Annotated in this window: 4 protein-coding genes; all 4 read left to right on the forward strand. The window is 73.4% G+C overall.

Annotated elements, in window-relative coordinates; translation table 11 throughout:
- Positions 1-197: 197 nt before the first annotated feature.
- The 4 genes from C1I93_RS30255 to C1I93_RS30265 all read left to right on the forward strand — a co-directional run bounded on the left by C1I93_RS30255 (position 198) and on the right by C1I93_RS30265 (position 2,164).
- Positions 198-539, forward strand: coding sequence for a hypothetical protein (locus C1I93_RS30255; protein WP_111246645.1), 342 nt, complete (start codon positions 198-200; stop codon positions 537-539).
- An 87-nt stretch (positions 540-626) separates the two neighbouring features.
- A complete protein-coding gene (locus tag C1I93_RS31855; protein ID WP_181445385.1) occupies positions 627-794 on the forward strand; it encodes a hypothetical protein in 168 nt (55 codons plus the stop codon).
- A gap of 133 nt (positions 795-927) precedes the next feature.
- Positions 928-1,458, forward strand: coding sequence for a tRNA adenosine deaminase-associated protein (locus C1I93_RS30260; RefSeq protein ID WP_111246646.1), 531 nt, complete (start codon positions 928-930; stop codon positions 1,456-1,458).
- 199 nt (positions 1,459-1,657) lie between these two features.
- Positions 1,658-2,164, forward strand: a complete 507-nt coding sequence (locus C1I93_RS30265; RefSeq protein ID WP_111246647.1) for a nucleoside deaminase — start codon at positions 1,658-1,660, stop codon at positions 2,162-2,164.
- The last annotated feature ends 1 nt before the right edge of the window (position 2,165 follow it).

Consider the following 2,165-nt stretch of genomic DNA (forward strand, 5'->3'; position numbering starts at 1 on the left):
GGCTGGTGGCGGCCGTCGGGCTGGGATCGGCCCAGGTGGGACCGGTGCCGGCGGCACAGCCGGCGGCGGCCAGCAACGGCACGAGCAGCAGCACGGCGTACGCGGGGCGACGGCCGATCGGTAACGGGACCACCCGGTCATCCTGACAGAGTCGGTACGGTGAGCAGTACCGTGCAGCACGGGAGGAGTGGACCGGGATGAAGCCGTACAGTCCATCGGGTCTCTTTCCCTCCGGACGCCCGCCACGCCCCACCTACCGCGAACCGCACCAGGTGGGTGGTGCCGGCGTCGCGGCGGGGGCGACCGCGACGATCGCCTGGTTGGCGCTGTTCGGCCTGCTCGGCCGCAGCCTCACCGGGTACGTCTGGTGGACCCTGCTCGCCGGTGGCCTGGCCTGGTTGGCCGCGCTGGTGCTGATCCGCTACGGCGACCGGGGCGTGGCGGCGGGCATCGCGATCGTCACCGCCGGCGGCTGGAGCATCGCCGCCGCCGCGGTGGCCACCCGATGGGCGGCGAGCGGCGACTGGCCCCTCTGGTGAGGCCGACCGGGGGCGACTGCGCTGCGTCGTCGTGCGGCCACCGAAACCCGTCTTGACTCGGTCGCCCAGACTCGGCACGCTCCCGGTATGGCCTGGACCACTCCTCGGCTCGACACCGATCGCAGCCGACGCCGCCTCCAGCTCCTGGCGCAGCTGGCGGACGCCCGCGCGGCACGTCAACGGGAACGGCCACAACGCGCACGCACCGAACGCCTGCGCCAACTGATCGCCACCCGCCGCCGGCTCGTCGGCTGACGGCGCGCCAGCCACTTTCCCACCCAATGACCGGCCCTTCGGGGCGTTGACCGGCCGCCTACCGACTCGACCGGCTAACGTGCACGCGTAACGGGCTGGTGTGAACTGGTCTCGAAGGCAACTTGGGGGGACCGTGTCGTACTTCGCTGCGGCCGTCGTACGCGAGAAGGGCGGCTGGACGGCCGCCGAACTGAACCTGCGGGGTGCCGCCGACGTCGACGACGTCGCCGAGCGGCTGCGCGACGTCGCACCCGACGCCGACATTTCCCTGCTGTTCGTCGAGGCCGACGACACCTATCTGGTCATCCTGCGCCTCGACGAGGGGGAGGACCTGCGGGTCTTCGGCTCGGACTCGGCGTTCGCCGAGGAGTCCCGGTTGGGTGCCCTGCTGATCGGCGACCTGAAGACGCCTGTCACCGGGCTCGACGACACCGAGGAACCGCGCCCGGCCGCCAGCGGTGGCGACGACGACACCGAGCAGCCCGCCGTCGACCCGGAGGCGGACCCGGTCGGTGAGGCCGACCTCCTGGCCGACCTGGGCATCCCCGCGCAACGGCTGCTCGCCCTCTGCGCCCACGAGGGGATGATGCCGGGCGACGTCACCGCCGAGGTGTGCCTGGTGCTGGGCTGCGTCGACGACGTCGAGGAACTGCGTGAGGTCTGAGCCGGCAGGCGGTGCGGTGCCGTTCTCTGCTGCGGCGCCGTTCTCCGGCGGCGAGCCGGCGGACGTGACCGACCCGGCGCTGGAGACGGTCCGAGCCGGTCAGCCCACCCCGGGCGCGGTCGGTCGGGTGGGCCCCGGGGCCGACGAGGACCTGGCCGACCCCGCCGGCAGCGGCCGGCGGCAGCGGCACGAACTCTGGATGCGCCGCGCCCTGGAGATCGCCGTCACCGGCCCGGACGCTGGTGTGCCTGGCCTTGACGCTGGTGTGCCTGGTCCTGGCGCTGGTGTGCCTGGTCCCGTGCTCGACAGCGGGTCCGGGCCGGCGGACGACGTGCCGGTGGGTGCGGTGCTCTACGGGCCGGACGGCACCGAACTGGCGATCGGTCGCAACGAACGGGAGTTGACAGGCGACCCGACCGCGCACGCCGAGGTGCTGGCGCTGCGCCGGGCCGCGCACCGGCTGGGCCGATGGCGGTTGGACGGCTGCACCCTGGTGGTCACCCTGGAACCGTGCACCATGTGTGCCGGCGCGCTGGTGCTGGCCCGGGTGTCGACAGTGGTTTTCGGGGCCTGGGAGCCGAAGACCGGCGCGGCCGGCTCGCTCTGGGACGTGCTCCGCGACCGCCGCCTCAACCACCGCCCCGAGGTATACGGCGGCATCCTGGAACCCGAGACCGCCGCCATCCTGCGCGCCTTCTTCCGCTGAC

Origin of the sequence: Micromonospora endophytica (assembly GCF_003236305.1) — a bacterium.
Classification (GTDB): Bacteria; Actinomycetota; Actinomycetes; order Mycobacteriales; family Micromonosporaceae; genus Micromonospora; species Micromonospora endophytica.